The 24,116-nt window shown below is 65.0% G+C and carries 18 protein-coding genes, 1 tRNA gene and 1 pseudogene; 14 read left to right on the forward strand and 6 right to left on the reverse strand.

What is annotated here, in order from left to right:
* Positions 1-125 precede the first annotated feature (125 nt).
* The 4 genes from BMW87_RS23725 to BMW87_RS23740 are packed head-to-tail and all read left to right on the forward strand — an operon-like array spanning position 126 to position 8,414.
* Positions 126-1,658 (forward strand): TIGR02677 family protein, encoded by a 1,533-nt coding sequence (locus BMW87_RS23725; protein WP_093078996.1) that lies wholly within the window; start codon positions 126-128, stop codon positions 1,656-1,658.
* Positions 1,655-2,935: a TIGR02678 family protein gene (locus tag BMW87_RS23730; protein WP_093078998.1), complete on the forward strand. Its 1,281-nt coding sequence runs from the start codon at positions 1,655-1,657 to the stop codon at positions 2,933-2,935. Before BMW87_RS23725 ends, BMW87_RS23730 begins: the two co-directional genes overlap by 4 nt.
* Positions 2,932-7,122 carry a TIGR02680 family protein gene (locus BMW87_RS23735; RefSeq protein ID WP_093078999.1) on the forward strand — a complete coding sequence of 1,397 codons (4,191 nt, stop codon included), beginning with the start codon at positions 2,932-2,934 and terminating at the stop codon, positions 7,120-7,122. Before BMW87_RS23730 ends, BMW87_RS23735 begins: the two co-directional genes overlap by 4 nt.
* Complete coding sequence (locus tag BMW87_RS23740; protein ID WP_093079001.1) at positions 7,119-8,414, forward strand: TIGR02679 family protein; 1,296 nt, start codon at positions 7,119-7,121, stop codon at positions 8,412-8,414. The genes BMW87_RS23735 and BMW87_RS23740 overlap by 4 nt, the downstream gene beginning before the upstream one ends.
* Before the next feature lie 263 nt (positions 8,415-8,677).
* Here the strand turns inward: BMW87_RS23740 and BMW87_RS35370 are convergent.
* From BMW87_RS35370 to BMW87_RS23755, 3 genes and pseudogenes are all read right to left on the reverse strand, one after another.
* Positions 8,678-9,674 (reverse strand): annotated as a pseudogene (locus BMW87_RS35370) (ImmA/IrrE family metallo-endopeptidase).
* A gap of 179 nt (positions 9,675-9,853) precedes the next feature.
* Positions 9,854-9,928: transfer RNA gene (locus BMW87_RS23750), tRNA-Arg, on the reverse strand.
* A gap of 43 nt (positions 9,929-9,971) precedes the next feature.
* Positions 9,972-10,643, reverse strand: coding sequence for a TetR family transcriptional regulator (locus BMW87_RS23755; protein WP_093079002.1), 672 nt, complete (start codon positions 10,641-10,643; stop codon positions 9,972-9,974).
* A 177-nt stretch (positions 10,644-10,820) separates the two neighbouring features.
* Here BMW87_RS23755 and BMW87_RS23760 point away from each other — a divergent pair, with 177 nt between their 5' ends.
* From BMW87_RS23760 to BMW87_RS23775, 4 genes are all read left to right on the forward strand, one after another.
* Positions 10,821-12,107 (forward strand): efflux RND transporter periplasmic adaptor subunit, encoded by a 1,287-nt coding sequence (locus BMW87_RS23760; protein WP_093057698.1) that lies wholly within the window; start codon positions 10,821-10,823, stop codon positions 12,105-12,107.
* Between the two features lie 18 nt (positions 12,108-12,125).
* Positions 12,126-15,287 (forward strand): efflux RND transporter permease subunit, encoded by a 3,162-nt coding sequence (locus BMW87_RS23765; RefSeq protein WP_093079004.1) that lies wholly within the window; start codon positions 12,126-12,128, stop codon positions 15,285-15,287.
* Positions 15,280-16,701, forward strand: coding sequence for an efflux transporter outer membrane subunit (locus tag BMW87_RS23770; protein ID WP_093079005.1), 1,422 nt, complete (start codon positions 15,280-15,282; stop codon positions 16,699-16,701). The genes BMW87_RS23765 and BMW87_RS23770 overlap by 8 nt, the downstream gene beginning before the upstream one ends.
* Positions 16,702-16,817: 116 nt before the next feature.
* Positions 16,818-17,435, forward strand: coding sequence for a c-type cytochrome (locus BMW87_RS23775; protein ID WP_093079007.1), 618 nt, complete (start codon positions 16,818-16,820; stop codon positions 17,433-17,435).
* A gap of 48 nt (positions 17,436-17,483) precedes the next feature.
* On the opposite strand, the gene BMW87_RS23780 is transcribed toward BMW87_RS23775, so the two are convergent.
* The 3 genes from BMW87_RS23780 to BMW87_RS23790 are packed head-to-tail and all read right to left on the reverse strand — an operon-like array spanning position 17,484 to position 19,586.
* Positions 17,484-18,053 (reverse strand): DUF2946 family protein, encoded by a 570-nt coding sequence (locus BMW87_RS23780; protein ID WP_093079008.1) that lies wholly within the window; start codon positions 18,051-18,053, stop codon positions 17,484-17,486.
* A 4-nt stretch (positions 18,054-18,057) separates the two neighbouring features.
* A complete protein-coding gene (locus BMW87_RS23785) occupies positions 18,058-19,080 on the reverse strand; it encodes a YheT family hydrolase (RefSeq protein WP_093079010.1) in 1,023 nt (340 codons plus the stop codon).
* 53 nt (positions 19,081-19,133) lie between these two features.
* A complete protein-coding gene (locus BMW87_RS23790; protein ID WP_093057704.1) occupies positions 19,134-19,586 on the reverse strand; it encodes a YybH family protein in 453 nt (150 codons plus the stop codon).
* Between the two features lie 217 nt (positions 19,587-19,803).
* Between BMW87_RS23790 and rutA the strand changes: the two genes are divergently transcribed.
* Genes rutA through rutF form a run of 6 tightly spaced genes read left to right on the forward strand, consistent with a single transcriptional unit; the run spans position 19,804 to position 24,114 of the window.
* Entirely contained in the window at positions 19,804-20,916 is a 1,113-nt protein-coding gene (gene rutA, locus BMW87_RS23795) for a pyrimidine utilization protein A (protein ID WP_093079011.1), read from the forward strand.
* A gap of 13 nt (positions 20,917-20,929) precedes the next feature.
* On the forward strand, positions 20,930-21,721 hold the full coding sequence (gene rutB, locus BMW87_RS23800; RefSeq protein ID WP_256216886.1) for a pyrimidine utilization protein B: 792 nt from the start codon (positions 20,930-20,932) through the stop codon (positions 21,719-21,721).
* A 22-nt stretch (positions 21,722-21,743) separates the two neighbouring features.
* Positions 21,744-22,136 carry a pyrimidine utilization protein C gene (rutC, locus tag BMW87_RS23805; protein WP_093079013.1) on the forward strand — a complete coding sequence of 131 codons (393 nt, stop codon included), beginning with the start codon at positions 21,744-21,746 and terminating at the stop codon, positions 22,134-22,136.
* 5 nt (positions 22,137-22,141) lie between these two features.
* Positions 22,142-22,948, forward strand: coding sequence for a pyrimidine utilization protein D (gene rutD / locus BMW87_RS23810; protein WP_093079014.1), 807 nt, complete (start codon positions 22,142-22,144; stop codon positions 22,946-22,948).
* On the forward strand, positions 22,945-23,547 hold the full coding sequence (locus BMW87_RS23815) for a malonic semialdehyde reductase (protein WP_093079016.1): 603 nt from the start codon (positions 22,945-22,947) through the stop codon (positions 23,545-23,547). The genes rutD and BMW87_RS23815 overlap by 4 nt, the downstream gene beginning before the upstream one ends.
* A gap of 12 nt (positions 23,548-23,559) precedes the next feature.
* On the forward strand, positions 23,560-24,114 hold the full coding sequence (rutF, locus tag BMW87_RS23820) for an NADH-dependent FMN reductase RutF (RefSeq protein WP_093079017.1): 555 nt from the start codon (positions 23,560-23,562) through the stop codon (positions 24,112-24,114).
* Positions 24,115-24,116: the final 2 nt, after the last annotated feature.

Here is a 24,116-nt window from a genome sequence, read left to right on the forward strand (position 1 = left end):
ACAGAATCACGCCGCAAAACAAAGCCGCACTCCCCATGAACTGACTCGCAAGCCGTTCAGGCAAGCCTTCCGGTTACTATTTATAACATTCGCCTCAGCGAAGGTCTAAAACAGGAGCCAGTTCTGTGCTCACGACAAATACGGCGGCCGAGCTTTTTCAGCACTTGAATGTGGAGAAGGCCGCGTTCTATCGCTGCATCATGGACGTTTTCGCGGCAGCCAAGCGGCAGTACCGGCTCCAACTGCGTCCCGATGAGGTGCTGGCTGAAGCCGATTGGCCCTCACCTTCTCCACGCATTGAGGAAGTTAATGGCGCCTTGGCTCAACTGGCCGTCTGGGGCAACCTCGAATCCCAGCCCGACACCGCGCGTGTGTCGTCACTGAGCGACTTCTACCGTGCGCGTTTTCTCTATCGCCTGTCCCATGGCGGTGAAGCCGCGGAAGCTGGGTTGTCCGTCTTTTTCCAGACCTTGCGGCGTCGAGCCCAACTGCAGACTGTCGCATTGGAGGACATCGCCAGTGGACTTGAGTCACTGCGGCACCTCATCGACGAATCGGCCTCAGCTGAAGGAGCAGATGTCGCCAAGATGCATGAGATCCTGCGCGACCTAGTTCGGGTGTTTGAGGACCTGGCCGAAAACGCCCAGGCCTTCATGGCAGGTGTGGCGCGCAGCCTGGAACTCCAGCAGGCCGAGGCCAACACGGTCATCGCCTATAAGCGGCGCCTGATCGACTACCTGGAGCGCTTCATGAGCGACTTGGTGCGCCGCTCGGACGGCATCGCTCAACTCATCGAATACCTATCATCGCGTGTGGACGCCGTCTTTCTTCAGATCGCAGCGCGCGAGGCGCGCGACACAGCGCCTGGCGATGCGCAAAATCAGACCGACGAAGAGATGCGTCGCTGGCGCGCATGGCGAGAACGGTGGAAAGGACTGCGAGGTTGGTTCCTGGCAACGGGCGCTGAACCGCCCCAGGCAGAATTGTTGCGCGCGCGGGCCCGTGCTGCTATTCCACAGTTGCTGGGTGCGATAGCCGCCATGAATGAACGGCGTAGTGGGCGCAGTGATCGTTCGGCGGACTTCCGAACACTGGCCCGGTGGTTTGCTGCCTGCGAAACCGAGAGCCAGGCACATCGCATGGCACGGGCCGCATTCGCGCTCCAACCGGCCCGCCATTTCTCACTCAATCCCCAAGCGGAGGAGGATCTGCCACCCAGCACCTCCTGGGCGGATGCCCCACCGCTGCAGATCAGCCCACGCTTGCGCGAATATGGAGAGGCGGCACCGCGCGGTGCGCTGGCACGCGTGCGCGATCGCAGCGCCGAACGCGCGCTGATGGCGCAGCAACTCGCGGAGGAGTCACGCCAGGTCGATGCGGCGCGCCAGCGTCTGGCGAGCGGCCGCCCCACCCGGCTGTCAGAACTCGGTGATCTCGATACCCACGCATTCGGCCTGTTCTTGAGCTTGCTCGCCGAAGCGTTGGCGGAACAGTCAAGTCCAGATCAGACCATCGAGCGCCAGACCGGGGACGGACTACTGCAGATCCGAATGGAACCGTTAGATCGCGGTAGTTGGGCCCATATCAGCACGCCGGCGGGCGTCTTCTCAGGCAGAGACCACCTGCTCACGATCGCCTTCACGCAGGAGTCGATATGAGTGTTCGCCCCCTGCCCCGCCAAGACAGCCAGCGCATCGGAGAACTCCAGAAGGCGCAGCAGCAAGACGAGTTCAGTCGCGGCGTTCGTGCCCTTTTGATGCGCCCATTGATGGCTCCTGGCAACGAGGACTTTCCGGCCGTCAGGCGTCAGGCCGAACGGCTGCGCGACTGGTTCGCGCGCGAAGCCGGCTGGCCCCTGCATATTGAGCGCGAAGGTGCTCGATTGTTCAAACGTCCGGCAAACCTGACCGACGACACGCGAGGTTTGCCGACCTACGACAAACGCCGCTATGTCCTGCTCTGCCTGGCCTGCGCCGTGCTCGAACGGGCCGATCCGCAGATCACGCTGCAGTTGCTGGGTGAGCGCGTGGTGCAGTGGGCAACGGAAGCCACCTTGACTTCGCGCGGGTTCGAGTTCACGTTGCGCAGTGCCGCGGATCGTCGAGATCTCGTCGCCGTCTGCAAGACCCTGCTTGAGCACGGTGTGCTGCAACGCGTGGCGGGGGATGAGGAGAGCTTTATTCACGACCACAGCGCGGCCCAGCACGACGCGCTCTACGACGTGCAACGTCGCATGCTGGCCGGCATGCTCGCGGCCGTGCGAGGGCCCTCCACGTGGCGGCTGGAGGACATGCCAGTCGATTTCGAGGACCGACTGCGATCATTGGTGATCGAACATGCGGCCGATGGTGAGCAGGGACGCCGAGATGCGCTGCGCCATCACCTTGCACGCCGGCTGCTGGATGACCCGGTGATCTACACGGCCTCCCTGGACGCGGACACGCAAGCCTATTTCGTCAACCAGCGCGGTGCGATGGCAGGACGGCTGTGCGAGGCGGCCGGCCTGATTGCAGAGCAACGCGCCGAAGGGCTGGCACTGACCGATGAATCCGGGCAGCTGACCGATATTTCTATGCCTGCGGAAGGTACCGAGGCCCACGCCACGTTGCTGGTCGCAGAACATCTGGCTCAACGATTGCACGATGCGCAAGCCTCTCCAGTCACCACGGACGATGCGATCGCAGCGTTCTTGCGGGGTGCGGTAGACCGGTATGGCCGCTACTGGCGCAAATCGGCGCGCGAGCCCGGCGCCGAGAAGGAACTGGCCAACATCACGCTGGACAGGCTGCACAAACTTCAACTCATTGCGCATCAGAACGGCCAGATCCGCCCCTTGGCGGCTATCGCTCGATTCGCCATCGGTGAAACTCAGATCCGACCACCTTCCACTCACGCCGTCCAAAATGGCGCCGCAGATTCGTTCTTCGACACATGACAGACGCACTTTTTGATTTGCCTTCATCGTTGCGTCCGACGCTGCCAGAGCCTCTGCGTGATCGCTGGCAGCCTCTTCGGCTCGGCCTGGTCGAGCTGTTCCACTACGACAGCGAAGAGTTCTGGTTCAGGGACGGCCATTTGCTCCTGCGCGGCAACAACGGCACCGGAAAATCCAAGGTGCTCTCGCTGACCTTGCCATTTCTCTTCGATGCGAACCTGCGGCCCTCGCGGATCGAGCCTGACGGAGACAACGGCAAGAAGATGGCCTGGAACCTGCTGATGAGTGGATATCAACGCCGCATCGGCTACACCTGGATCGAATTCGGTCGCCGGATGCCGGACGGCACGCACCGCTACCTCACGCTGGGAGCCGGTCTGTCCGCGGCCACGGGCAAAACCCAAGTGGAAAGCTGGTTCTTCATCCTCGAGGGGGGCGCAGCAGGCGAAGACCCCCGCATTGGCCAAGACATCTGGTTGACCAACGAACAACGCGTGGTTCTCACCCGAGAGCGTCTGCGTGAAGCGGTTGAAGCACGGGGGCGAGGCAAGATCTTCGAGAACGCCCACAGCTATCGCCGAGCAGTCGACGAGCGCTTGTTCCAACTGGGTACCAAGCGCTATGAAGCGCTGATGGATACCTTGATTCAGCTGCGCCAGCCACAATTGTCGAAGAAGCCGGATGAAGCGGGCCTGTCCCACGCGCTCACCGAGGCGCTCCCGCCCTTGCCAACGGAGTTGCTCGGCGACGTCGCCGAAGCGCTGAACCAGTTGGAAGAAGATCGCATCCAACTTGACGAAACACGCCAACTGGAACGGGCCGTCCAGCATTTCGAACAACGCTACCGGACTTACGCAGGCACGCTGACGAGACGCCAAGCGAAGGAACTGCGGCAGGCTCAGACCGGATTCGACAACGCCAGCGAGGATCGCAACAAGGCGAGTGCCGCACTGGTGACCGCGCAAGCCGACGAGGCCCAAGCCATCGCCGATCACGAGCATGCGAAGCGGCTCTTGGTTGCCGCCCGGGAACGGTTGGAAACGCTTCAAAGCGATCCAGCTAACCAGGATGCCAACCGCCTGAGCCAGGCCGAGAAGGATGCGACGGAACGGCAACAGGAGGCGAATACGGCCATCCAGTTGCGTGACAGTGCGCGGCAAGCCCTGATTCGTGAAGAAGAGCGCAGTCGGCGCTCAAACCAGCGTTTCGAAGCGGCAAAGAGTGATCTTCTGATCGCCCGCGCACGGTGCGTTTCAGAAGCGGCGCTGGCCGGCACGGACGCTGCACTCGTGGACAACCCACTCTCCGCGCTGGCACTGGAGGATCTGGCACAGCTTCCGATCGCGCAGCTCGCACCTGCCGCAGTTTTGTTGCGGGAAGCCTCGAACAAACGTCGCGAGAGCATCCGCCATCTTGAGCAGCGCCATGTCGCAGCGACCAACAAGCAAACAATGCTTCATGCAGCGCAATCCACGCAACGCGAGCGCCAGGCGGAGCTGGAAGAATCGGCCGAACTTCGGGCTGTTGCCGATCAGGAGGCAGAGGCCGCGGGCAACGAATTGGCAGACGCATGGTCTTCCCATTGCGCCCGCTTGGTACATCTGCGCTTCGATGCCCTTGATCCACTCGAACAACTCGCCACATGGGTTGCGTTGCCGGAGGGCCCAAACCCGGTCCTTGCGGCGCTGACGGAGGCCTATCGACAGGCCGCCTTGCGGCATGCGGGTCAGCAGCTCAAACTGGACAACCGAGGGGGCGATCTGGAGTTGGAGCGCGCCACGCTCGTTGGCGAGAGGGATCGGCTGGCTGCAGGCCATGACGCGGCACCGCCGACGCCGGCCACGCGCATTCCGGGTCTCCGGGAGGGACGCGTGGGCGCACCGCTTTGGCAACTGGTCGATTTTCTTCCTCATGTGGAAGCCCACCAACGCGCCGGGCTGGAGGCGGCGCTCGAAGCCTCGGGCCTGCTCGACGCATGGCTATCGCCCAACGGAGTTTTGACGCACGCCGATGGCACGCCGTTGCTGGACAGCGCATGGGTGCAACGGCCGTCTGTTTTCACCGACAGCCTGGCCAATGTGCTTCAGGCGGTCGTGCCCGACGACAGCACCGTTTCATCGGCGTTTGTGGCGGCCGTTCTCGCAACGGTGGCATGCAGCTCGAATGATTCCGGTGAGGCCGAATCGTGGATTGGAGCCGACGGCCAGTACCGCCTTGGCGCATTGGCGGGGGCTTGGCAAAAACCGGAAGCCGTTTACATCGGCCACACAGCCCGGACGCGCGCGCGGCAGCGCCGCCTCGAAGAGATTGCCGCACGGCTCTTGGCAATCGACGATGAAGATGAACGACTGGCGCAAGAACTCGAAGACCTGGCGACAGCCCGCAGCAGCGCAGAACGCGAATGGAGCGAAACGCCGTCGGATGGTCCGCTTCACAAGGCGATCCAGGCGGCCGCCAGCGCAGCACGCGACGTCCTGCAGGCCGGCAAGCGCCTTGACGCGGCCGATAGCCAATGCCGAACCGCGGAATCAGAATTGCAGGCCGCACGTGACGCCGTGCAGCGTGACGCCGCTGACCTTCAATTGCCCAGCGCACTCGATGATTTATCGCCTGTGTCGGATGCATTGGACCGGTTCACCGATGCCCATCAGCACCTGATGCAGGCTGCGCGTGAATGGTGCAGCGCTGGCCCTGACCATCTCCAACAGCAGGAGCGCGAGGAAGAAGCGCGCGGCACAGCGCAGCAACGGGAAGAGGAGCTGGCCATTGCCAGCGAGCGGGCAGAGAAGGCCAAGACGCGCTACGGAGTCCTCAAAAGCTCCATTGGCGCGAAAGTAGAGTCCCTTCGGCTGCAGCTCACTGCAGCCGCGAACGAAGTGAAAACCGCTGATGGTGTCGTAGACCTTAACCAGACCAAGCGCACGAAAGCCAGCGAAACACGCGCCGTCGCCAGCACTGAGGCGCAGAGTGCGGAAAGGCTGTTGGACGAGCGCACCGCCGCCCGCGCACAAGCGATCCAACGGCTCCAGCACTTCGCCGACAGCAGTCTGCTGGCTTCCGCGCTACCGGATTTTCCGATCCCAGATCAGACTGCGCCCTGGACCATCGATCCAGCACTGAATCTGGCGAGACGGGCAGAGCAAGCGCTCGCCAAGGTACAGGACGATGACGCAGCATGGAGCCGCATCCAACGTCAGGTAGCAGAAGACCTGACCGAACTGCAGCGTGCGTTGAGCGCATTGGGCCACCAGGCGACCTCCGAACCCAACGACTGGGGCTTTTCTGTACACGTCATGTATCAGAACCGACCTGAGCGGCCCGACACCCTGGCAGCCCGGCTGGCCGATGACATCGCCCAGCGCAATGAGCTTCTTTCCGCCAAGGAGCGGGAAGTTCTGGAGAATCACCTGCAAGCTGAGATCGCGGCCGAAATCCAGCGCCTCATGCGAGCTGCAGACAAGCAGGTTACCGCCATCAACGAAGAGCTTCACAAGCGTCCTACGTCCACGGGCGTGCGCTATCGACTGCAATGGCAACCGCTGACCGTCGAAGAAGGGGCGCCGGCAGGATTGGGTGTTGCACGCGAGCGTTTACTCAACAGCAGTTCCGATATGTGGTCGACGGAAGACCGGCGGGTCGTGGGCGTCATGCTGCAGCAACAGATCGCCATGGAGCGCGCCCGTTCAGATGCCGATACTGCCGGCCCCGGCGGCAGCCTGATCGACCAGTTGGCCCGCGCGCTGGACTACCGTCGTTGGCATCGCTTCCGTGTCGAGCGTCAACATCAGCAGGGCGATCCGTGGCGCAAGCTCTCCGGACCTGCCTCTAGTGGCGAACGGGCGCTGGGCCTGACGGTCCCTCTGTTCGCAGCGATTTCCAGCTTCTACGGACGGGGTGGCAGCCCGCATGCCCCCCGATTGATGTTGCTCGACGAAGCCTTTGCGGGCATCGATGACGCAGCGCGCGCCCACTGCATGGGGCTGATCCACGAGTTCGATCTCGATTTCGTCATCACGAGCGAGCGCGAGTGGGCGTGCTATGCGGAACTGCCAGGCGTTTCCATCTGTCAGTTGCAGCGGCGCGAAGGGATGGATGCAGTGTTCGTTTCTCGATGGATCTGGGACGGCCGCGCGAAGCGACGCGAAGAGGACCCGGACCGCCGCTTTCCCACATCCTTGCAGGAATGACGATGCCCCCGCACAGCGATGCGAAGTTGGAACGCCGGCTCGGGGGACCCGAACTCAGTGCCTTGCGCCGTCGATTGAGGCGGCACTTCGAGCGCCATGGCGACAATTCTGAGAAAAGAGTGCTTCAGCTCACAGGTCTCAGCCCCGTCGAACATGAAGCTCTCGCGTTGATCGTCGGTCTCCCGTCTCGTTTCACACCATCTGTTCGCATTGATATCGCCCAGTTCGATGCCGCTTTGCGCAATGCGGAAATTTCGGATTCGCTGCGCGAGGCGCTGGAACGAATCGACGGCCCTCTCATCAATCGGACTGCGGCCAAGGAAGAACTGCGTGCGCGCTGGGACTCAGTCTTTAGCACCCACGCACCGCATCTGGTGCTCAGCGCCTGGTTGCAAACAACCTCGGCTACCAGTTTGATCAAGCGTATGGCCCGACAAAATCCCGACACGGCCACGAGGCTGCTGAAGCAGGTCACTGCGGTTTTTCTGCATCTGCCAGCCGCGGGTTTGACACGCGCTCAGCTGGCGGCTGACGTGCTCGGCAATGCGCATGCACTCGACAACGGTCAGCCAACGGCCACCTTAGTATTGGCCGTATTGCGGTACGGCGCCAACGATGCCGCACAGGAGCACGACCTCTCTGAAGACGTCACGGAGGCGGAGAACATCAACCGCCCTGCAGAACGGGCGCGGGACATCTGGGCACAGGCGGGCGTTCTGGTCAATGAACTGGCTCGCCCTGCCCTGTTCCTGAACCTGCCAGTCGATCACGGCTCCGTTCCACTTGCCGCGCCTGGCGAACCCGGCTATCTGTCCCTGCGCCAGTTGCTGCGAACGTCAATCACCTGGTCGGTGGCTGGCCAGATCGTCCGTGTCTGCGAGAACCCCAACATCGTGTCCATCGCGGCCGACCGCTTGGGGCGTGCCTGCGCGCCACTGGTCTGCACCGACGGCATGCCTGCTGCAGCCCAGAGGGTGTTGCTGACGCAACTCGCCGAGGCTGGTGCCACGCTGCTCTACCACGGGGACTTCGATTGGGCTGGTATCCATATCGCCAACAACGTCATGCGGTTGTGCGCGGCCACGCCGTGGCGATTCCGGTCCGACGACTACAGCCAAGCCGTCGATTCGTTTCCGCACAAAGAGCGGGATCTCTCGGAAACCACCGTGAATGCATCTTGGGATGCCACCCTGGGCACCACCATGCAGTCGCACGGACTGGCCATTCCGGAAGAAGCCGTGGCATCCCTGCTGATTGGTGATCTGAGGTCTTTGGAACCACAATCGTCCTAAGCTTGAATATCAAAATACCGTCAAACATGCAAGGGTCTTCAGCAAGCCACGATAGGTCGCAATAGAAGGCATTTCAGTTGCCGTTCCAACGGCACACCAGACACGCTCGACACCAGTGCCTAGGCACGATTGGACATCCTGGACTGGATCGAGGGCTTCTATAACTGCGCGCGAATTCACTCAGCGAACGGGTACCTCACACCGGTTGCAAGGAGCACGGCCTCTTGGCTGCATAACTTGCTGTACCTGGAAACGAGGCGGGGTCAGGTTTTGACTGGTGCTTTGAATGGCACAACTGTGCTGGGCTGGTCGGACTGCCCGCTCGATGCTGGTGAGCTATTTCTCATGCGTGCAAACTGAACCACATTGCTCCTTCCCTCGAAGTAGCCCTCTCGAAGTCCAGCGAGGGCCTCAATGTCGGACGCGGCTAACCCAATGCGCTGAGGAATGGATGCGAGCGGCATCACGTTCTCATCCACCAGCAGGTCGATGGTGCGGCGGAGGAGGCGAGGTTGTTCGGGCACTCGATCACCATCGCCAGGCTCCGACTTGGCTCCCCACCGTGCGGAGCATCGTTTAAAAAGGGTGAGTGCACCGTCTTCGCTCAGCATGTTCAAGGCTTTCAGACGCATGATGACCGCTGCGGCAGACGCTCCCCACCGGCGCTTGAGGATCAACAGATCATCAAGTGTTGGAGGGATGCGAACCTCTGCTGCAAAGCTCTCGGCCGGCAGTAAGAAAGCACCTGCGAACCGGTGAGCCTGCTTTTCTAGGAGGTTGTGCCGATCTCGTTCGGTCGGTCGGTCGAACGATATGACGGTGCAGGACTAGGTGGCCGAGTTCATGCGCGAGGTCAAACCTGCTGCGATAGCCATTGTCTTTGTCGGCAGAAAGCGGGATGAGCGGTCGCCCAACGACTTTGCTCCAGGCCGAAAGCCCCTCGATCTGAGCGATGCCCGTCTCTTCGCGGACAACGATGACTCCGGCGCCTTCGACGACCAGCGCAAGGTCTTGTACGACACTGCGCCCCAAGCGCCAGAGGTCGCGGCACTCGCAAGCCCCGCGCTCGATGTCTTCAGATGTGATTTCCTCTGGGTTGGTAAAGTGCCGTACAGGCAAGTTGACATCAGGATAGTCCAAGCGCCAGTACTTGCCGGCGGCCTTGACCCTCAGGTACATGCCACCGCCATCGGCATAGCGCTCGCCGATCACCGAGCCCTTGTGCTTCACCTGCTTTACGAACGTGTCTGTCAGCGCCATCAGTCATCCTTGGTATGTCGGTACCTCGATTTCCACCCCTGCTGAGTACCTGCAGAAGTACCGACAAAGTACCGACATGGGATGCTACGGGCTGAGATGCGCCGAGGCAAAGAAAAACCCGCTACGCCTATGGAGCGAGCGGTTTTTGAGATGGTGTGACACCCGTTGAAATGAGGGTCTGGTCCCGCCGCCAGGAATCGAACCTGGATCTCAGCCTTCGGAGGGCCGAATTCTATCCGTTGAAATACAGCGAGGAATTGGGGTCCGGCATGCACCGGAGCCACGCATTATCGCTTATCAGGCGGCGACCGTTTCGGCTTCAGCCGCAACAGCGGCGCCTGGCAGCGGCCGGGCGAACCCGAGCCCCGCCAGATAGACCCGGAAAGTGCGCCTTCCAGTCTGCACCAGGTCGAAGGCCTCGGGGTCGAGCAGCCAGTTCTGGATGAGCCCGCTGATGAGTGCGTGCAACCCCTGCGCCGCCGCGTTGCCCGGCAGCGGCAGCTTGATATGGCCGCGGCGCGCGGCCAGGCGCAGGGCCTTCTCGAAGTCGCCCACGCAGGCGTTGCGGGCGTCGAGGTGGCGCTGCTGCACCGAGGCCATGTCGTGGGTGTATTCGACCTTGTGGGTCGCCACGTCGAACACGCGGCGCACCTGGGGGTCGGTGGCCATGAGGGTGAGCGCGTGGATCATGCCCTCCTCGATCTCGGCCAGGGGGTCGTCCGCGAAGCCTGCGGTGGCTGACTTCGGCGCGGCTTCCAGCGGCAGGATGACCCGCTCCATCATCGCGTTGAAGAGGTCGGCCTTGTCCTTGAAATGCCAATAGATGGCGCCGCGCGTCGCGCCGGCCTGCTGCGCGATCTGCTGCAGCGTGGTCTGCGAAACGCCCTGCGCCTGAAACAGCAGCTCCGCGGCATCGAGCAACCGATGCCGCGTGGCCAATGCTTCTTCTTTCGTCCGACGTGCCACCAAGTCTCCTGATTTGTAAAGACAACGCCCTCTATGTATCGTGGGGCCATTCGTGGTTGTCACTATACATCCATGAATGTATGTAAACTCGCCGGTTTCCTCGATGGCCCACCTGGCTACACAGGTTTCCGGTTTGTTCCGCGAACGCGCCATCTCCCGTCTTCGCTTCAAAGGAATCGCATGCCTCTCCTGCATGTTTCGCGTCATTCGTCCTTTTCGCCGCGTCTCGCGACCGTGGCCGCCGTCGTCCTGCTGGTCCTTGCGGGCTGTGGCAAGAGCGATGCGCCCGCCGGTCCGGGCGGCGCCGGCGGTGGCGGCCATCCCCCTGCACCCGAGGTGGGCGTGGTGGTGGCTGCGCCGACCGATGTCGGCCTCGTCACCGAACTGCCCGGCCGCCTCGAGGCCTCCCGCGTCGCCCAGGTCCGCGCCCGTGCCTCGGGCATCCTGCTGAAGCGCGAATTCCGCGAAGGCAGCGACGTGAAGGCCGGCCAGCTGCTGTTCCGCATCGACCCCGCCCCGCTGGTGGCCGCCACGCAGAACGCCCAGGCCACGCTGGCCCGCGCCGAAGCCAATGCCGTGCAGGCCAAGGCCCTCGCCGACCGCTACAAGCCGCTGGTCGAAGCCAATGCGGTCAGCAAGCAGGAATACGCGACCGCCGTGGCCTCTGCCAAGCAGGCCGAAGCCGATGTGGCCTCGGGCCGCGCGGCGCTGCAGACCGCCAAGATCAACCAGGGCTACGCCGACGTGACCTCGCCCATCGCGGGCCGCATCGGCCGCGCCCTCGTCACCGAAGGCGCACTGGTGGGCCAAGGCGACGCCACCGAGCTCGCCGTGGTGCAGCAGATCAACCCGCTGTACGTGAACTTCACGCAGTCGGCCTCCGACGCGATGAAGCTGCGCCGCGCAGTGGCCGCCGGCCAATACAAGCGCGCGAGCGGCGAGGAAGCCGCAACCATCCGCGTGGTGCTGGAGGACGGCACCGACTACCCGCTGGAAGGCAAGCTGCTGTTCTCCGACCTCACGGTCGACTCCACCACCGGCCAGGTCACGCTGCGCGCCGAAGTGCCCAACCCCAAGGGCGAGCTGCTGCCCGGCCTGTACGTTCGCGTGAAGCTCGAACAGGCACAGGCCACCAACGCGATCACGCTGCCGCAGCAGGCCGTCACGCGCACCCAGCAGGGTGACACCGTGTCAGTGGTCGACAAGGACGGCAAGATCAGCAAGCGCACCGTGAAGATCAGCGCCGCCAAGGACAACCAGTGGGTGGTGCTCGATGGCCTGAAGGCCGGCGAGCAGGTGATGGTCGACGGCTTCCAGAAGCTGCAGATGATGCCGCCCGGCACGCCGGTGAAGGCTGTCCCCTGGACCAAGCCGAACCCGAACGCCGCGGCCACGCCGGCCGCAGCGGGGTCCGCACCGGCGGCGCCTGCCGCCCCGGCCGACAAGGCCGCGGCCGAGAAGAAGTAATCAGGAGCGCGCCCGCAAATGGCCAAATTTTTTATCGACCGACCGATCTTCGCCTGGGTGATCGCACTGTTCATCCTGGTGGTGGGCGGCGTGTCAATCACCCAGCTGCCGATCTCGCAGTACCCGCCGGTGGCGCCCCCCGCCATCGTCATCAACGTCGCCTACCCCGGCGCCTCGGCCCAGACGCTCGAGGACAGCGTGCTGTCCGTCATCGAGCGTGAAATGAACGGCTCGCCAGGCCTGATCTACATGGAATCGGTGGCCCAGGCCGACGGCACCGGCTCCATCACGATCAGCTTCGAGGCCGGCACCAACGACGACCTCGCACAGGTGGACGTGCAGAACCGGCTGTCGCGCGCAACACCGCGCCTGCCGGCTGCCGTGACGCAGCAGGGCGTGCGCGTGGACAAGTCGCGCAACAACTTCCTGATGTTCGTGATGCTGTCCTCGGACAACCCGAACATCGACCCGGTGGCGCTCGGCGACTACACCGCGCGCAACGTCGTGCCCGAGCTGCAGCGCGTGGTCGGCGTGGGCCAGGCCCAGCTGTTCGGCTCCGAGAACGCGATGCGCGTGTGGATCGATCCGGCCAAGCTGCAGGGCTTCAACCTGTCGGCGACCGACGTCAACAACGCCATCCGTGCACAGAACGCCCAGGTGTCTTCGGGCACGCTCGGCGACCTGCCCAACATTCCCGGCCAGGCCATCGCGGCCACGGTGACCGTGAACGGCCAGCTCGTCAACGTTGAGCAGTTCAAGAACATCGTGCTGCGCGCCAACACCGATGGCTCGACCGTGCGGCTGAAGGACGTGGCGCGCGTCGAACTCGGCGGCCAGTCGTATGCCACCTCGGCCCGCCTGAACGGCGTGCCCGCGGTCGGTATCGGCGTCCAGCCCACGCCCAACGGCAACGCGCTGCAATCGGCCAAGGCGGTCCGCGCCAAGATGGCCGAACTCGAGCGCTACTTCCCGCAGGGCGTGAAGTGGAACATTCCGTACGACAGCTCGCGCTTCGTGCAGATCTCGATCACCGAAGTGGTCAAGACGCTGCTGGAAGCCGTGGCGCTGGTGTTCGTGGTGATGTTCCTGTTCCTGCAGAACTGGCGCTACACGATCATCCCGACCATCGTGGTGCCGATCGCGCTGCTGGGCACCTTTGCCTCGCTGCTGGCGCTCGGCTTCTCGATCAACGTGCTGACCATGTTCGGCATGGTGCTGGTGATCGGTATCGTGGTGGACGACGCCATCGTGGTGGTGGAGAACGTCGAGCGCATCATGAGCGAGGAGGGGCTGCCGCCTCTCGAAGCCACGCGCAAGGCCATGAAGCAGATCTCCGGCGCCATCATCGGCGTGACGGTGGTGCTGATCTCGGTGTTCGTGCCGCTCGCGTTCTTCGCGGGTTCGACCGGCAACATCTACCGCCAGTTCTCGGCGGTGATGGTGGCCTCGATCGCCTTCTCGGCATTCATGGCTCTGTCGCTCACGCCGGCGCTGTGCGCCACGCTGCTCAAGCCGGTGGAGGCCGGCCACCATCACGAGAAGACCGGCTTCTTCGGCTGGTTCAATCGCGGCTTCGCGCGCACGGCCAAGGGCTATGAGAGCGTGGTCGCTCGCATCCTGCGCCGCGCTGCCCGCTACCTCGTGATCTACCTCGCCATCATCGGCGCGGTGGTGTTCACCTACACCCGGCTGCCGAGCTCGTTCCTGCCGCAGGAAGACCAGGGCAACATCATCGTGAACGTGCAGTTGCCGCCTGGTGCGACACAGGAGCGCGCGCTGTCGGTCATGCAGCAGGTCGAGGGCTTCATCCTGAAGCAGCCCGAAGTGCAGAGCATGGTGGGCGTGATGGGCTTCAGCTTCTCGGGCCAGGGCCAGAACGCGGGCCTCGCCTTCGTGACGCTGAAGGACTGGGACGAGCGCAAGGACCCGGCCCACTCGGCCAGCGCGCTGGCCGGCCGTGCCTTCGGTGCGCTGTCGGGCATCCGCGACGCCTTCATCTACCCGCTGAGCCCGCCGCCCATTCCTGAACTGGGCAATGCCAGCGGCTTCAGCTTCCGTCTGCAGGACCGCTCGGGCGCGGGCCACGAGGCGCTGATCAACGCACGCAACCAGCTGCTGGGCATGGCCTCGCAGAGCAAGGTCCTGGCGCAGGTTCGCCCCGACGGCCTGGAAGACGCGCCGCAGCTGCAGATCGACATCGACCGCGACAAGGCGAATGCGCTTGGCGTGAGCTTCGACGCGATCAACGCGACGCTGTCGACCGGCCTGGGTTCGAGCTACATCAACGACTTCCCGAACCGCGGCCGCCTGCAGCGCGTGGTGGTGCAAGCCGACGCTCCGGCGCGGATGCAGCCCGACGACCTGCTCAAGCTGAACGCCAGCAACACGCAGGGCCAGCCGGTGCCGCTGTCGGCCTTCGCGACCACCAAGTGGGTCACGGGCGCCACGCAGACGGTGCGCTACAACGGCTACCCGGCGATCCGCATCAGCGGCGACGCCGCCGCCGGCTATAGCACGGGCGCCGCAATGGCCGAGATGGAAAAGCTCGCCGCGCAGCTGCCGCAAGGCTTCGGCTTCGAGTGGACCGGCCAGTCGCGCGAAGAAAAGCTCGCGGGCTCGCAGGCCATCGTGCTGTACGGCTTCGCGATCCTGGCGGTGTTCCTCTGCCTGGCCGCGCTGTACGAAAGCTGGTCGATCCCGCTGTCGGTGATTCTGGTGGTGCCGCTGGGCGTGCTGGGCGTGCTGGTGGCGACGATGCTGCGCGCCTATTCGAACGACGTGTACTTCCAGGTGGGGCTGATCACCATCATCGGCCTATCCGCGAAGAACGCGATTCTGATCATCGAGTTCGCCAAGGACCTGCAGGCGCAGGGCAAGGGCGTCATCGAATCGGCGCTGGCCGCCGCCCACCTGCGGTTCCGCCCGATCATCATGACCTCGCTGGCCTTCGGCCTCGGGGTGGTGCCGCTCGCAATCGCCTCGGGCGCCGGCTCTGCCAGCCAGCGCGCCATCGGCACCGGCGTGCTCGGCGGCATGGTGACGGGCACTGCACTGGCCGTGATCTTCGTGCCGGTGTTCTTCGTGGTGGTGCGCACCCTGTTCAAGGGCAGCGCGCGCCAGCATGAAGCCGACAAGCGACACGCCGAAGCCGCCGGCATCGCGGAGGAAAAACATGACTAAGAAACTGATTCCCACAGCCCTGGCCGCCGCCATGCTGCTGGCCGGCTGCTCGCTGATTCCGACCTACGAGCGCCCCGCCGCGCCTGTGCCCACCACCTACCCGGGCGACCCGGCGCAGCCGCCCGGCCAGGCCGCAGCCAACCTGCCCTGGCAGGACTTCTTCACCGACGCGCGGCTCGCGGGCCTGATCCAGACCGCGCTCGTGAACAACCGCGACCTGCGGGTGTCGGTGCTCAACATCGAGCAGGCGCGCGCGCAGTTCCAGATCCAGCGCTCGGCGCTGTTCCCGGCTGTGGGCCTCACGGGTTCGGGCTCGCGCTCGAGCCCGAACCCCTACCAGGCCTTCGACTCCAGCGTGGGCAGCGTGTCGTCGTCGTACAGCGTCAACCTGGGCTTCAACGCCTGGGAGCTGGACTTCTTCGGCCGCATCCGCGCGCTGAAGGACCAGGCGCTGGCGCAGTACCTCGTCACGGACGAGACGCGCAAGGCAGTGCAGATCAGCCTGATCGCGTCGGTCGCCAACGGCTGGCTCACGCTGCTGGCCGACGATGAGCTGCTCGAGATCACGCGCCAGACGATGGTCACGCGCGAAGAGTCGGTGCGCCTCACGAAGATGCGCTTCGACAACGGCGTGTCGTCGGAGCTCGACTTCCAGGCCGCCAACTCGCTGCTGGAAACGGCGCGCGCATCCTATGCGGAGCAGCAGCGCGCGCGCATGCAGGACGAGAACGCCCTCGCCCTGTTGCTGGGCGCGCCGGTACCACCCGACGCCACGGCGGGCGGCATCAAGGGCCTGGACGGCATCAAGCCGATGCCCGACGTGCCTGCCGGCCTGCCTTCCGACCTGCTGGCCGAACGGCCCGACATCCGCTCGGCCGAGCAGCAGCTGATTGCGGCCAACGCCAACATCGGCGCGGCGCGCGCGAACTTCTTCCCGCGTGTGTCGCTGACGAGTTCCATCGGCACCGCGAGCAGCGAGTTCTCGGGCCTGTTCGATCGCGGTTCGAAGGCCTGGTCTTTCGCGCCGACGGTGACGCTGCCGATCTTCGACGCCGGCAGCAACATCGCCACGCTCGACTCAGCCAAGGCCGGGCGCGAAATCGCGGTGGCGCAGTACGAGAAATCGATCCAGACCGCGTTCCGCGAAGTGGCCGATGCCCTCGCGGGCCGCGCCACGCTGGGCGAGCAGGTGCGCGCACAGCGTGCGCAGGCCGATGCGGAGGCGGTGCGCTTCAAGCTCTCCGACCTGCGCTATCGCAACGGCATCGCCAGCGCGCTCGACCTGCTCGACGCACAACGCTCGCTGTTCACGGCGCAGCAATCGGCCGTGACCACGCGCCTGCTGCAACTGCAGAACCAGGTCACGCTGTACCGGACGCTGGGTGGCGGCTGGGCCACACGCGACAAGGGCTGAGACGCCAAGGCGTCCGATAAGGGTGGTCCCTTGTCCGTTCGGGCAAGGGGCCTCTCTATAATCGCCGGTTGGTTAGGACAAGCCCCCCGACGAGCCCCCGATAATTGAGGACGCCAATGAGCGCAGACCCGCATTACCAGGCCACAGAAGAAGCCCACACCGGGCCGATCAAGAACCCGAAGCAACTGCTGCTCGCGGTATTTTTCTCCTTCATAGCCCCGATCCTGATCATCGTGGGTCTTGTCTCCTACGTGGTCTCGGGCACCAAGCCCGCAGGCATCGCGGAGGGCGACAGCATGTCGCTCTATGGCGTGACCAAGGAAGCGCGCGACCGCGAAGTGGCCGAACGCCTCAAGAAGGTCGGAGCCATCGAGATCCGCGACGCCAACCGCCCGCTCGCTGCAGGCGAGGTCGTGTTCAAGGCCCAGTGCGTCGCCTGCCACGGAGCGCCCGGCATTCCCGGCGCCCCGCACTTCCAGGACGCAGCCGCTTGGGGTCCCCGCATCGGCCAAGGCTATGCAACGCTCCTCGAGCATGCCCTGAAGGGCAAGGGCGCCATGCCCCCGCAGGGCGGCGGCGACTTCGAAGACCTCGAAGTGGGTCGTGCAGTGGTCTACATGGCCAACGCCGGCGGAGCCAAGTTCCCGGTGCCGGACCGTCCGGCTGCTGCTGCTGCTGCACCCGCTGAAGGTGCCTCGGGTGCGGCCCCTGCGGCCAGCGCTGCTGCCAAGTAAGCGTTTTCCCTAGTCACGAAAGAAAGCCGGCCTCAGCGCCGGCTTTTTTCATGGGTGTGCGGCCGGGGCTGGTGTGGCCGCTTCGGCGTGGCGCTCAGCCGGGCTCAGCACGTGTCCGAAGCGGCCGGGCAGCTCGCTGGCCTGCACCGCCTCCGGTATCCACAGCCCGCGTTCGACGGCCTCGGCAGCGATGCCCACGTCCTGCGTGTGCACCAGCCCGAGCCCGAAAGGCGAAACCAGATAGAGCCGGCCGTCCTCGTCGAGCAGGCAGCCCGATACCTCGGTCGCCTTGCCCGTATGGGCCGTGACGGTGAAACCACCACCCTCGTCTTCGGCGACCCGCCATACCAGCGGCGAAGCCTCCAGCTCCACATACACGCGCTGCGGCCCGTTCTGGAAGAACCATTGACCTTCGTCGTCGTGCTCGTAGTTGCGATGGATGAAGTCGATCAGCTTGTCGTGCCGCAGCATCGAGCCCTTGGCCGAGCGGAATGGGCCCATGGCCTGCGTGCGGTCGTCGCGCATGTACCAGTTGCCGCGCGCGTCGAGGCCGAGCCAGCCGTAGCAGTGCGGCACGTTGGGCCACTTGGCCAATGCTTGTTTGACGATGTCGTCCATCGCGTCATTCTCGTCCTGGCGACAAGCCCCTACCGTCAGCCGAAGCGCCGCCATGCAGCTGCAGCCAGCCGCCCACCTGCTCCGGCATGCCGCGCACATGCCCCGGCGGCAGCCCCATCGGAAAGCCGACATGCCCACCGTGCGCGGGCTGCCACAGCGTGACGTGCGCCCCCACCTCACCGGGCTTCGGCAGGCTGCGCGCCGGAATGAACGGATCGTTGCGCGCATTCACCACCAGCGCAGGCACGCGGATCGAAGCCAGGTGCGGCTTGGCCGAGCCCCGCGACCAGTAGTCGTCGACATCGCGAAAGCCGTGCAGCGGCGCGGTGAAGACGTTGTCGAAGTCGTAGAGGTTGCGCGACGACATCAGCCGCTCGCGGTCGAACAGGCCCGGAAACTGCGCCAGCTTGGCCAGCGCCTTGGGCTTCATGGTCGCAAGGAACATGCGCGTGTAGACCAGCTTGTTGAAGCCCTGGCCAATGGCTTCGCCGCCCGCCGCAAGGTCGAGCGGCGCGCAGACCGAGGCCACGGCACCCACCACGCCAGAAGCGGTCTCGCCCGCCTCCGAGGCCCAGCGCATCAGCGCATTGCCGCCGAGCGACACACCCGCCGCCAGCACCGGCCCTCCGCCCTTTTGCACATGCTGATCGCGCATGCGCGCCAGGATCCAGCCGACCTCCTCGAAGTCGCCCGAGTGGTAGGCGCGCGGCGCCAGGTTCAGTTCGCCGCTGCAGCCGCGGAAATGCGGCACCGCGAAGGCCATGCCGCGAGCCGCTGCAAAGGCAGCGAAGGCTTCGGCGTAATGACTGCGCGACGAGCCTTCGAGCCCGTGGAACAGCACCAGCAGCGGCCTCGGGCCTGGCGTTGGCGCATCCACGAAGTCGACGTCGATGAAGTCGCCGTCCGGCGTAGGCCAGCGTTCGCGCCGGTAGACCGGGGCCGGCCCTTCGAAGCGCCGGGCGTAGAGCGCGGCCCAGATGGTCTGCAGGTTGCCGCCGGGCAGCCAGCACGGCGCCGCGTAGTCCATCGACTGGAGAGCGGCAGGAGAAGAAGCCGAAGAAGAAGTGACGAAGGAAGGCATCAATGCAGGGTCTGGGGCGGATCGTTCGCGTCGTCGGGCTCGCGCGCACTGCCCGGGCTCGCATGGTGCGCCACCATGCGCCAGCCCTGGGCGGTCTTGTGATAGACGTTGGTGGCAAGCACGAAGGCATGGCGCGGGCCTTCGGCCGTGAGCACCTCGATGCGCTCGAGCACGTTGTGCACGGCGCTGCCGAGCGACTCGATCTTGCGCACCCGAGCCGGCATGGCATGGATCGCGCCGTTGCCGAACATCTGCTCGAAGGCCGCGCGGATCGCCACGGTCCCCACCAGCCGTGGGCCGCCGGGGTGCACGCAGAACACTTCGTCCTCGTCGGCCCAGCAGGCCATCAGCGCATCGATGTCGCCGCGTTGCAGCGCTTCATAGAAGGCCGCTTCGACGTCGTCGGCAGTGCCGCCGATGGCCGCAGCGGCGCGGAGTGGGGTCTTGGGCATTGCGCGATTTTGCCGCGCTGTCCGTGACGGCGGCACTGCACCGCTTTGGTCCGGCCTGCACCGTGCTGCCGCAATCCGGCTGGAACGTCTGCTCCACTTTGGACCAAATGGTCAAAATGTAGAGGCAACTTTTCCATAAGCCATTGATTTGAAACGACTTATCCAGCTGGCACGGTGCATGCAAGGAGCTTCGCGACCTCGCAACAGGAGCCCTTCCATGAACGTCGGCATCTTCATTCCCATCGGCAACAACGGCTGGCTGCTTTCGGAAAACGCACCGCAGTACAAGCCCAGCTTCGAACTCAACAAGCAGATCACGCTGAAGGCCGAGCGCTACGGCGTCGACTTCGCGCTGTCCATGATCAAGCTGCGCGGCTTCGGCGGCAAGACGGAGTTCTGGGACCACAACCTGGAGTCCTTCACGCTCATGGCCGGCCTCGCGGCGGTCACCAGCAAGATCAAGCTCTTTGCCACCGCCGCCTCGCTGGTCATGCCGCCGGCCATCGTGGCGCGCATGTCGTCGACCATCGATTCGATCTCCAACGGCCGCTTCGGCCTGAACCTCGTCACCGGCTGGCAGCGGCCCGAGTATTCGCAGATGGGCATGTGGCCCGGCGACCAGTTCTTCGGCACGCGCTACCAGTACCTGAGCGAATACATCCAGGTGCTGCGCGACCTCTGGGGCACCGGCCAGTCCGACTTCAAGGGTGACCATTTCAAGATGGACGACTGCCGCCTGAGCCCGCAGCCGCAGGCCGACATGAAGGTGATCTGCGCCGGCCAGAGCGACGCGGGCATGGAGTTCTCCGCGAAGTACGCCGACTACAACTTCTGCTTCGGCAAGGGCGTGAACACGCCCAAGGCCTTCGCGCCCGCGGCCGAGAAGCTGATCGAAGCCACCACGAAGACCGGGCGCCACGTCACCACCTACGTGCTGATGATGGTGATCGCCGATGAGACCGACGAAGCCGCACGCGCCAAGTGGGAACACTACAAGGCCGGCGCCGACCATGAAGCGATCGCATGGCTGGGCCAGCAGGGCGCGGCCGACACCAAGTCGGGCGCCGACACCAACGTGCGCCAGATGGCCGACCCGACCTCGGCCGTGAACATCAACATGGGCACGCTCGTCGGCTCGTATGAAAACATCGCGCGCATGCTCGACGAAATGGCCGAGGTGCCCGGCACCGAAGGCGTGCTGCTGACCTTCGACGATTTCCTGCAGGGCGTCGAGGCCTTCGGCGAACGTATCCAGCCGCTGATGAAGAGCCGCGCGCACGTGCAGAGCCCCGTGCCGTCGCGGGTCGAACCCGAACGCCTCGCGGCCTGAACAGGAGCGTCACGTGAGCACTCCGGCACGCAACACCACCCTCACATCGAACACCCCCGTCGGCGCACCGCGCCTGCCGGGCGCCCCGGCACCGCTGGTGCTGCCCGCGCGCCCCGAACCGCTGGCACTGCACGCGACCGATTCGGCGCTGATCGTCGTCGACATGCAGAACGCCTATGCATCCATCGGCGGGTACGTCGACTCGGCCGGCTTCGACATCTCCGGCGCGCAAGGCACCATCGTCAACATCGCGCGCACCATAGCGGCGGCGCGCGCGGCCGGCATGCTGGTCGTGTTTCTGCAGAACGGCTGGGACGCTGCATACGTCGAGGCCGGCGGCCCTGGCTCGCCGAACTGGCACAAGTCGAACGCGCTCAAGACCATGCGTGCCAAGCCCGAGCTGCAGGGCAAGTTCCTCGCCAAGGGCGGCTGGGACTACGAACTCATCGAAGAGATGAAGCCGCAGCCCGGCGACATCGTCGTGCCGAAGACGCGCTACAGCGGCTTCTTCAACAGCACGCTCGACAGCACGCTGCGCGCGCGCGGCATCCGCCACCTGGTGTTCACCGGCATCGCCACCAACGTGTGCGTCGAATCGACGCTGCGCGACGCATTCCACCTCGAATACTTCGCCGTGATGCTCGAAGACGCCACGCACGAACTCGGCGGACCCGCGATCCAGAAGGCATCGGTCTACAACGTCGAGACCTTCTTCGGATGGGTCTCCACGGTGGATCACTTCTGCAGCACCTTCGCACCCGCATCCATCACCCAACCCGCACCGGCCGAAGCGGCCACTGTCTGATTCTTTTCAAGGAGCTCTCTTCATGCCCAAGCAAGCCATCATCCCGCCCGGCACCGGCGTGCCACTCGCCCCCTATGTTCCCGGCACGCTCGCCGACGGCGTGCTCTACGTGTCGGGCACGCTGCCCTTCGACAAGGACAACAACGTGGTGCATGTGGGCGACGCAGCCGCGCAGGCTCGTCACGTACTCACCATCATCCAGGGCGTGGTCGAGGCCGCGGGCGGCACCATGGACGACGTGACCTTCAACCAGATCATGCTCAAGGACTGGGCCGACTACGGGAAGATCAACGCGGTGTATGCCGAGTTCTTTCCCGGCACCAAGCCCGCGCGCTACTGCATCCAGTGCGGCCTGGTGAAGCCCGATGCGCTGATCGAAATTGCCTCGATCGCGCACGTCGGCAAGAAGGGCTGAGCTTCATGAGCGCCCTGCACTATGAGGTGCACGGACCGTCCGATGCCGCAGCCACCGTGCTGCTGTCGTCGGGCCTCGGTGGCTCGGCCGGGTTCTGGCAGCCGCAGCTCGGCGCGCTGGTTGCCGCCGGGCACCGCGTCATTGCGTACGACCAGCGCGGCACCGGCCGCAGCCCTGCAGCGTTGCCAGAGACGTATGCCATCGAAGACATGGCGAAGGACGTGATCGAGATCCTCGATGCCACGAACACTTCGCAGTGCCACTTCGCGGGCCATGCGCTCGGCGGCCTCGTGGGTTTGCAGCTCGCGCTCGACGCGCCCTCGCGCATTGCGAGCCTTGTGCTCATCAACGCGTGGTCCAAGCCCAACCCGCATTCGGCGCGCTGCTTCGATGCGCGACTTACGTTGCTCGGCGCCTGCGGCCCGCGCGCGTACGTGGAAGCGCAACCGATCTTCCTGTACCCCGCAGCCTGGGCCGCCGAACACGCACAGCGCGTGGCCGACGAAGTCGATCACGCCTTCGCGCACTTCCCGGGCGAGGCCAACATGCGCGCGCGCATCGCCGCCTTGCGTGCCTTCGACATCGACGCCCGCCTCGCCGACATCGCCGCGCCCACGCTCATCGCCGCGGCGAAAGACGACACGCTCGTGCCGTGGACCTGCTCGCAGCGCCTGGCCGATGGCCTGAGCGACGTCACGCTCGACTTCATGCCGCACGGCGGCCATGCCCACAGCGTGACCGAAGCCGAAGCCTTCAACCGCAGCCTGCTCGACTTTCTCTCGCGGGTCAGCGCATCCGCCGTTCCAGCATGACCACAATTCTTGCATCCACACTCGACGACGCCGCGCTGTCGCTGCTATTCACCGGCGCGCGCACCCACAACGGCTGGACCGGCGAACCCGTCACCGACGCACAGCTGCAGCAGATCTATGCGCTGACGAGCCTCGGTCCCACCTCGGCCAACTGCTCGCCCGCGCGCTTCGTATTCGTGCGCACGCCCGAAGGCAAGCAACGCCTCGCACCCGCTCTCTCCAAGGGCAACCTCGACAAGACCATGGCCGCGCCAGTCACGGTCATCGCCGCGTGGGACCGCAAGTTCTACGACAAGCTGCCCACGCTGTTCCCGCATGCCGATGCGCGCAGCTGGTTCACCGGCAGCCCCGAGGCCGCGCACGAAACCGCCTTTCGCAATGCCAGCCTGCAGGCGGGCTACCTGCTGCTCGCAGCACGCGCGGTCGGCCTCGATGCAGGCCCGATGTCGGGCTTCGATAAGGCGAAGGTCGACGCGGCCTTCTTCGAAGGCACCGACTGGACCGTCAACTTCCTCATCAACCTTGGCCACGGCGATGCGTCGAAGGTGTTCGGCCGCCTGCCGCGGCTGCCCTTCGACGAGGCCTGCGTGCTGGCCTGAAGGACTCACCACATGCTGCTGAATGCCATGGCCTCCCACGCTGCTTCATCGTCATCGAACCCCGCCGGCCTGCTGCCGAGCCTGGAGAAGGCCGACTACCGCAACGCGATGGCGCGGCTGGGCGCGGCGGTGAACATCATCACCACCGACGGCCCCGCGGGACGCGCCGGCTTCACGGCATCGGCCGTGTGCAGCGTGACCGACGAGCCGCCGACGCTGCTGGTGTGCCTGAACCGTTCGGCTTCGGTGTACCCGGCATTCAAGACCAACGGCGTGCTGTGCGTGAACGTGCTGGCCGCGGGGCACCAGTCGCTGTCCGCATTGTTCGGCGGCAAGACGCCGATGGATGAGCGCTTCGCCGCCGGCCAGTGGAGCCGCAAGATGACAGGCTCGCCGATGCTCGACGACGCAGCCGTGTCCTTCGACTGCCGCATGGTGCATGCGACGAGCGCGGGCACGCACGACGTGCTGTTCTGCGAAGCGGTGGCCATTGTCATCGGTGGTGCGACGCAGGGCTTGATCTACTTCGACCGGCGCTATCACGAGATCGCGGCGCCGCCGCACTGACC

The organism is Variovorax sp. OV084 (assembly GCF_900111625.1).
In the GTDB taxonomy this organism is placed as follows: Bacteria; Pseudomonadota; Gammaproteobacteria; order Burkholderiales; family Burkholderiaceae_C; genus Variovorax.

What these genes read in the sequence shown, in the direction of transcription:
- BMW87_RS23815 (WP_093079016.1), top strand. Translation starts at nt 22,945, where the DNA reads ATGACCACAATTCTTGCATCCACACTCGACGACGCCGCGCTGTCGCTG.
- rutF (WP_093079017.1), top strand. Translation starts at nt 23,560, where the DNA reads ATGCTGCTGAATGCCATGGCCTCCCACGCTGCTTCATCGTCATCGAAC.
- BMW87_RS23775 (WP_093079007.1), top strand. Translation starts at nt 16,818, where the DNA reads ATGAGCGCAGACCCGCATTACCAGGCCACAGAAGAAGCCCACACCGGG.
- BMW87_RS23765 (WP_093079004.1), top strand. Translation starts at nt 12,126, where the DNA reads ATGGCCAAATTTTTTATCGACCGACCGATCTTCGCCTGGGTGATCGCA.
- BMW87_RS23790 (WP_093057704.1), bottom strand. Translation starts at nt 19,586, where the DNA reads ATGCCCAAGACCCCACTCCGCGCCGCTGCGGCCATCGGCGGCACTGCC.
- rutC (WP_093079013.1), top strand. Translation starts at nt 21,744, where the DNA reads ATGCCCAAGCAAGCCATCATCCCGCCCGGCACCGGCGTGCCACTCGCC.
- BMW87_RS23770 (WP_093079005.1), top strand. Translation starts at nt 15,280, where the DNA reads ATGACTAAGAAACTGATTCCCACAGCCCTGGCCGCCGCCATGCTGCTG.
- BMW87_RS23735 (WP_093078999.1), top strand. Translation starts at nt 2,932, where the DNA reads ATGACAGACGCACTTTTTGATTTGCCTTCATCGTTGCGTCCGACGCTG.
- rutA (WP_093079011.1), top strand. Translation starts at nt 19,804, where the DNA reads ATGAACGTCGGCATCTTCATTCCCATCGGCAACAACGGCTGGCTGCTT.
- BMW87_RS23780 (WP_093079008.1), bottom strand. Translation starts at nt 18,053, where the DNA reads ATGGACGACATCGTCAAACAAGCATTGGCCAAGTGGCCCAACGTGCCG.
- rutD (WP_093079014.1), top strand. Translation starts at nt 22,142, where the DNA reads ATGAGCGCCCTGCACTATGAGGTGCACGGACCGTCCGATGCCGCAGCC.
- BMW87_RS23740 (WP_093079001.1), top strand. Translation starts at nt 7,119, where the DNA reads ATGACGATGCCCCCGCACAGCGATGCGAAGTTGGAACGCCGGCTCGGG.
- BMW87_RS23730 (WP_093078998.1), top strand. Translation starts at nt 1,655, where the DNA reads ATGAGTGTTCGCCCCCTGCCCCGCCAAGACAGCCAGCGCATCGGAGAA.
- BMW87_RS23785 (WP_093079010.1), bottom strand. Translation starts at nt 19,080, where the DNA reads ATGGACTACGCGGCGCCGTGCTGGCTGCCCGGCGGCAACCTGCAGACC.
- BMW87_RS23760 (WP_093057698.1), top strand. Translation starts at nt 10,821, where the DNA reads ATGCCTCTCCTGCATGTTTCGCGTCATTCGTCCTTTTCGCCGCGTCTC.